Genomic DNA, 6,000 nt, shown 5'->3' with positions numbered 1-6,000 from the left:
TTATTTGCATGCATATTTTCCGATTACTTTCCTTATTCCGATTGCACTTCCAAAGCTAATTGCTAAAAAAGAAGCTATCACGTTGTGTAATAGCTTCTTTAATCACTCTTAACTTAATGACATTGGCATCAAAAGTGAAGGGCTATTTTTTATATTATGGGTTTATTTAATATTATTGTTTAGATTAGATTTAAGGTAAACTTATTAATGTACTGAAGTAGGTATACCTTAATTACAATAGTTTGATTATGGTACTAAAAGTTAAACAGATAAATCTCTCTTATTGTAGAAGAAATAAGTTAGTACAGAGAATATTGCTACCATTATAAGTGTTAGAATAACTATCACGAAGTTTAATCCATTTCCGTTTACAATATCTGCATAACTAAAATATTTAAAAGGTGAAAGTACATTCAAAAAGTTCATACGATCTGTTAAGTCAGTAATCTTTGATATTACAAATGAAAATAATAGTATTGAAGTTGCAACTGAGCCTGATACTTTAGCTTTCCTCATAAAGGCTGATAACAAGGCGCCAAGTGTAAGGAAAAGCAGTTGAATGATAAACATACTAAGGAAGAATGTAAATATTTCACCATTTATAGAATTTCCTTTATTGTATACGCCAACCATTGCTATGGAAGAAACCAAGGTAATTAAATTAAGAATCACTATATTTAATAAAGCGGCAAGAAGCTTTGAAGTTATTATTGTGGATCTAGAAACTGGTTTAACGATCAAAAACTCTGTGGTTTTATCTCTTTCTTCCTTTGCTATAATACCGTTTCCTAAGAGCACTGCATGAATAGCTATTGTTACTTCAATATAAAGAAATAAGAATCCGAAGAATCCGCCCATACTAGCAACATCAAAGGAACCTATCCCCAGTAGTGCTTTTAAAGTAAAGGGCATTTTATTAAGTACCTCACTGCCAGAACCACCACTTGAATAGGCTGTATACTTAGCCATACCGCTTACAACCAATAAAACCATACAGACACTCCATATTATAAGAGCTTTTCTGTTAGCTTTTAGTTCTCTTATAAAAATATTCATAATTAGACCTCCTTATAATTAAATCCAAGTGCATTTAGCTTATACTGCATGGATATCCTTTTTGTTATAAACGATATAGCTTAAAATTATAGAAATAACCACAATAACTATTCCAGTAACCATATATGAAGTTTCATAGCTTGTGTTGTTAATTATATAAGGAATATCAAAATATCTAAAAGGAGAGATATAACGTGTAGCGTCAACGTCTTTTCCAGTAGCAATAAGTGCGCCTATCATGTAAAGTCCGAAAACTACTCCTAGCGACAAAGGAAGAATATTTTTAAGCTTCTTAAAAAATACTGAACAAATCATTCCGATTGCAAGGAAAATAACTTGAATAAAAAATAGTGTAAGGTTAATTAAGAAAAATGCATTTACATCAAAATCAGAAGTTTTAACCGCATTTGCCATGATAAAAGAAACAACTAAGAAAATCACATTTGTAATAACTAGGGAAGTAAAAGCAGCTAAAAGCTTTGCGGTTACAATGGATGTACGTGACACTGGCTTTACCAGTAAAAAGTCAGCTGTTCTTTCTCTAGCTTCTCTAGAAAGTATTGAAACTCCAAAGTTCATTGCTTGAACAGCACCAAAAACTACAATAAAGGAAAATATCATTGAATAAAATCCTAAAATCGATGTAATAGTGTCAAGGTTAATACCTAGAATAGCTCTAACTGATGCTGGGTAGTTTCCTAGTAAGGTTTTAAAATCCTCTGCATCTTTTACCATACCAGGATATATAGAAAGATAAAGTGCAAGTAAAGCAACTAAAGAAATAGTCCATATGATCGTTGACTTTCGGAGTGATCTTAGTTCATGTAGAAACATATTCATAGTACTAATCCTCCTTATTATAATAGTGCATAAAGATTTCCTCTAAATCTGGTTCTTCGATGGAGATATTGCTCAGATCTATTTCAGCAAGCTTTTTAGTAATGGAGTTAATATTACCTTTAAAAATGAAGCTAGCTGTAGTACTGTCTACATTAAAATTACTTACACCACTAATATTAAAGTCATCCTTTTTAATAGCTGATTTAGCTTCGATACTAATCTTTTTATAGCTATTTTCTTGTAGAGTACTCATTTTTTCAAGCTTAATTATTTTACCATCTTTTATAAATGCTACACGGTCACACATCTTTTGAACCTCACCTAGAATATGAGAGGAGAAGAATATAGTTGCACCTTTTTTGTTTTCTTCTTTGATAAGCTCAAAAAATCTTTGCTGCATCAATGGGTCAAGTCCACTAGTTGGTTCATCTAGTATGATTAGCTTTGGTTCATGTAGAAGTCCTTGTACGATACCGACTTTTTTCTTATTACCAAAGGAAAGATCATCTATCTTCTTTTTTAAATCCAAATCCATAATTTCTGCAAGTTCATGTATTCTTTTAGCGCAGTCTTTTTTGTAAAAGCTTGCAGAGTATTTTAATAAATCTATAACTTTCATGTTATCATAATAGAAAACTTCTGATGGAAGATAACCTAGTGACTGTCTTACTTCAGGATGTTCAATACAATTTTTTCCGAATATAGTGGCACTTCCACTTGTGGGATATATAAGTCCTAAAAGTGTTCTAATAGTAGTAGACTTTCCCGCTCCATTTGGCCCTATAAAACCAAAGATTTCACCTTCCTCTACATTTAGGTTAACATCAATGATACCTCTTGACTTACCATACTGTTTTGTAAGATTGTTAATTTCAATCACATTCATAATTGAAGCCTCCTAAATTTTAATAATATAAATTCATTTTTGGCATTGATTGAATAAGTAGAACGTTAAATATATACTACTTCAACCTTGTACTCAAAATAATTTTTTTCATGACCTAATAGATATTATTTTGATAGACTTTAATATGAAGTAGTACAGCTTTATATGTATTTATAAGTATTCTTCTTTATAAAAGTTCTTTCTTAGCATATCTAGACATTCGTAAAATTCCTTAGAGATCCCTTCAAAATCAACATTAGTTTTACCCGAAAATTGATTCATAAAACCCTCAGCCATCCAAGTGAACATTTTCATAATTGTCTTAACATCAACGGATTCTTTAAATTTTGAAAAATCCATACCAGTAAGAGCCATTTTCTCTCTAATACCTTCACTTTGAGAAATTAAAGTACTAATCTCTCCGTTAACTTCTTCATCGGTTTCAAAGTACATACTAGTTAAAAAGGTAGGAATAGCGGAATACTGTTTCATAGCAAAGAGCTTAATCTCAGTAGCCATTTTGATTCTGTCAAAGAAGTCAGTGACATTGTTGTCAAATCTACTAGTAATTTCGCTCATTATTGTATTTGTACATAGTTCAATTAAATAGAGATATAAGGCCTTTTTTGTACCAAAGTAGTGAAATACCATGGCTTTAGAGATTCCTGCAGCAGAAGCAATATCATTTACAGAAGTTTTTTTATAACCGTTTGCCCCGAAGGTTTTTAGTGCTGCATTTATTATTGTATCTTGCTTTTCTTTTGGCAAGTTTTTAAACTTTTCCAAGAACACCACCTCGCAATTGTTGTAAACCGAATCGGTTTATCTAATTGTAACTCCATAAACCGATTCGGTCAATATGGTTAGATAAATATTTTTTGTTCGACCGAGTTTTAAAATGAAGAGGTTAAATATGATTATTAGTTCTAAAGTTTTCAAGTGCTTTAGCTATGCTTCCATATATTAAAATATTTACTCTGCTTATAATAACAGATGGATCATCTTTCATACCTTTACCAATCCATTCAAGCATAAGTCCTACAAAGGCATATTTATAAAAATTGGCTATAAATGCCTTATCATCATTTCTTGCAGTGATACCACTAGCTTTTTCTTCTACAACTCCAAGAAGGAGATTATAAGTTTCGCTATAGAGATAATTTTCTAAGTGTTCTCGATTAAGGGAGTGGTATGTATTTAACACGAAATCCTTATTTTTAGACACGTATTCAAAGATTTGCATAAATCCCTGCTGCCAGGTAGCATATGTCTTTTTGCCTCCAAGAGCCTGGGAAGCTTCATTTGTATAAATCCATTCAACAAGATCGTATATATCCTTAAAGTGGTAGTAGAAGGTTTGTCTATTAACTTCACAATCTTCTACGATATCAACAATAGTGATTTTATCCATAGGTTTTTGTGATAATAATTTTTTTAATGATGCAGCAAGTGCTTTTTTAGTTGTTTGTGCCATAATCATACCTCCGATGCTGAGTTGTCATAATGTAGTGGAAGAGTAGTAGTAACTTCTTTAGTTAGTAATATATAAATTCTATTTAATTTGCTTAATCAGGTAATAGATTAAAGTATCTTCATCTAAAATTTGGTTAATCTCTCACAATATTATTATATAGCTTTCAGAGCACGTTATCTATATTACATAACAGTATGTACTTTAATTTGGCGTAAATAAAATCTCAATTTGAGTGCGATGAATTTGATGTTGCATAACAAAAAAGGTAAAAAAAAGAGACAACTAAACGGCTATGATTGAGAGTTAATTGAAAAAATTAACAAATTTTCTTGAAATAATGGTGCAAATTATAAAAGGTTAGTTTATAATTGATAATAAGTGTAAAAATATTACAGTAATAAGCTAATGAAATGGGGTGGAGAACATTGGAATTTCATAGTCCAAGTGAAAAAATCAAACTTATGAGAAAGAAATTTAGAGTTAACCAAGCGGAGTTAGAAGGTATAAACATGACCAGAGCTTTTATCAGCATGATGGAAAGCGGCAGAAGAAATGTAAGTAAGGCTAGCTCTAAGTTACTTTCAGAAAAATTTAATGAAATTGCAAAGCGAATTTCGGTTAACTTAAATCTAGATGATGAGTATTTTTCAAGAACTCCTAAGGAAGATGCAATTTATTATTGCAATGAAGAACTAAAGAATGATCTTAATCACGATAAGTTAGAAGAACTTATCGAAATATCTGAAGACTTTGAATTAGATGACCTACAGGCTGAATTGTACAAGCTTCAAGGGGAGAAGTATTATAATAAAGAAGATTATAAGGAAGCGTTCTCTTACTTTCGTAAGGCTTTAGGCAAGTACAAAGAGCTTAGGGATAGAAAGTCGCAAGTAAGAATATATCAACTACTTGGTATCTGTAAGAGTAGAAGACAAGAACATGAGGATGCTATTTATTACTTTAAAGAGGCTATAGATTATGCTAGAGAAGAAAACAATAAGAGAGTATTCTATAAAGGTAAATATAATATAGCAATTAGTTATATGTTAACTCAGCAATATGATAAGAGTTTAGAGACACTTGATCAAATAATTCTTGATAAATCAGATGAAATTGATTTTGATATATTGGCTGATGCAAAAATTCTGAAGGGCTATGAATTAGATAATCTAGGTAGAGTGAAAGAAGCAATTGATGAAGATTTAAGTTTGATTGATATTTTAAAAGGCAAAGATGATGAAATGCTATCTATGGTATATAATAATATAGCTGAAGCTTATTACAAGATAGGTGATTATGCTAATAGTTTAAAATATGTAGATGAGGCTCAAAGATTGAAAGTTAAAGTTAATAAGCCGATGTTGTCACAAACACTAAATACCAAAGGTAAGGTTCTGTTTAAGACAGGCTTTTACCAAGAAAGTATACTTGTATTAGGTTTGGCTATTGACTTAGCAGAAGAGTACAAAAGATTTGATTACCTTATGGAAAGTTGTAAGGATTTGATATCAGTATATGAATCCACAAACGATTATCAAAGTATACAAGATTTGATGAACAGATTATTAGAGATTTTAGATACTAATGATGTTAAAACTGGCAAAGCATATGCGGTTTTGAAGCTAGCAGAAGTATCAGCGAAACTGGATGATAGTAAGGAAACTATAAAGTATATAAACAAATTAGAAATTTTGTTGTAATAAATTGACTAATGTTAACAATTTATATTTCATATTTCATGGTA

Annotated in this window: 6 protein-coding genes; 1 reads left to right on the top strand and 5 read right to left on the bottom strand. The window is 30.8% G+C overall.

Annotated elements, in window-relative coordinates; all coding sequences use genetic code 11:
* Positions 1-261 precede the first annotated feature (261 nt).
* The 5 genes from JHL18_RS17155 to JHL18_RS17135 all read right to left on the bottom strand — a co-directional run bounded on the left by JHL18_RS17155 (position 262) and on the right by JHL18_RS17135 (position 4,256).
* A complete protein-coding gene (locus JHL18_RS17155; RefSeq protein ID WP_200271475.1) occupies positions 262-1,056 on the bottom strand; it encodes an ABC transporter permease subunit in 795 nt (264 codons plus the stop codon).
* A 39-nt stretch (positions 1,057-1,095) separates the two neighbouring features.
* A complete protein-coding gene (locus JHL18_RS17150; protein ID WP_200271473.1) occupies positions 1,096-1,896 on the bottom strand; it encodes an ABC transporter permease subunit in 801 nt (266 codons plus the stop codon).
* Between the two features lie 4 nt (positions 1,897-1,900).
* Positions 1,901-2,782 (bottom strand): ABC transporter ATP-binding protein, encoded by an 882-nt coding sequence (locus JHL18_RS17145; RefSeq protein ID WP_200271471.1) that lies wholly within the window; start codon positions 2,780-2,782, stop codon positions 1,901-1,903.
* Between the two features lie 171 nt (positions 2,783-2,953).
* Positions 2,954-3,568: a TetR/AcrR family transcriptional regulator gene (locus JHL18_RS17140; RefSeq protein ID WP_200271469.1), complete on the bottom strand. Its 615-nt coding sequence runs from the start codon at positions 3,566-3,568 to the stop codon at positions 2,954-2,956.
* Between the two features lie 121 nt (positions 3,569-3,689).
* Positions 3,690-4,256, bottom strand: coding sequence for a TetR/AcrR family transcriptional regulator (locus JHL18_RS17135; protein WP_200271467.1), 567 nt, complete (start codon positions 4,254-4,256; stop codon positions 3,690-3,692).
* A 425-nt stretch (positions 4,257-4,681) separates the two neighbouring features.
* Between JHL18_RS17135 and JHL18_RS17130 the strand changes: the two genes are divergently transcribed.
* Positions 4,682-5,956, top strand: coding sequence for a helix-turn-helix transcriptional regulator (locus tag JHL18_RS17130; RefSeq protein WP_200271465.1), 1,275 nt, complete (start codon positions 4,682-4,684; stop codon positions 5,954-5,956).
* Positions 5,957-6,000 lie beyond the last annotated feature (44 nt).

Origin of the sequence: Clostridium yunnanense (assembly GCF_016595795.1) — a bacterium.
GTDB classification, from domain to species: Bacteria; Bacillota; Clostridia; order Clostridiales; family Clostridiaceae; genus Clostridium_AR; species Clostridium_AR yunnanense.
This window is presented reverse-complemented; position numbering and strand designations above follow the sequence as displayed.

What these genes read in the sequence shown, in the direction of transcription:
- JHL18_RS17155 (WP_200271475.1), bottom strand. Translation starts at nt 1,056, where the DNA reads ATGAATATTTTTATAAGAGAACTAAAAGCTAACAGAAAAGCTCTTATA.
- JHL18_RS17150 (WP_200271473.1), bottom strand. Translation starts at nt 1,896, where the DNA reads ATGAATATGTTTCTACATGAACTAAGATCACTCCGAAAGTCAACGATC.
- JHL18_RS17145 (WP_200271471.1), bottom strand. Translation starts at nt 2,782, where the DNA reads ATGAATGTGATTGAAATTAACAATCTTACAAAACAGTATGGTAAGTCA.
- JHL18_RS17135 (WP_200271467.1), bottom strand. Translation starts at nt 4,256, where the DNA reads ATGGCACAAACAACTAAAAAAGCACTTGCTGCATCATTAAAAAAATTA.